Below are 597 nucleotides of genomic sequence, written 5' to 3' on the forward strand. Positions count from 1 at the left end.
CCCAGCAGAAACAGATCAAGGCCGACCCGAAAACCCGACCGGTCATCGGCCCCAAAGCCCGCGTCTACCTGAAAACCAAACTGGGCATGACCGACGAGGCCATTGACCAGCACAAGCGCCCGAAAGTACTGCTCACCAAGCTCGCCGAACATCGCGGTCTCACCCTGCCCAAAGCCGCCAAGGACATGTCCCGCGATCAGCTCTCCCGAGTAGCCGAACTCTCCCCCAAACAGATGAAAGCCTGGCAGCAGGACGTCAACATCTGGGCCGATGCCGTCACTGAACACGCCCCCTCTGGCCAGGCAGAACTGCGCCAGCAAATCTGGCGAGCCATCTACGACGCCAACCACCGTGGCGACGATACCGACACCTTTGTCGACATCAGTTACATGGCCGGTTTCCGCAATAAGCCCAAGGTCAAACAGTCTGGCCGTGGAGCCATCGACGAGAACGCCCTCAAGGCAAGAGCTAAAGACGCCGAAGCCAAACGGGAAGCCCAAGCCTACGCCGACGAACAGGCCGAAGCCTGGAAAGGGCAACGCGCCCGCAACATCGGCGGCGGTCTCTTCGTCGAACCCAAGTACTCAAAAAACCTGC

The 597-nt window shown here is 60.1% G+C and carries 1 protein-coding gene; it reads left to right on the forward strand.

Going from position 1 to position 597, the window contains the following annotated elements:
- Positions 1–597 (forward strand): hypothetical protein (locus AK963_RS34340; protein ID WP_175404782.1); only part of this gene is annotated, 597 nt, incomplete at both ends.

The organism is Endozoicomonas atrinae (assembly GCF_001647025.1).
GTDB lineage: Bacteria > Pseudomonadota > Gammaproteobacteria > Pseudomonadales > Endozoicomonadaceae > Endozoicomonas > Endozoicomonas atrinae.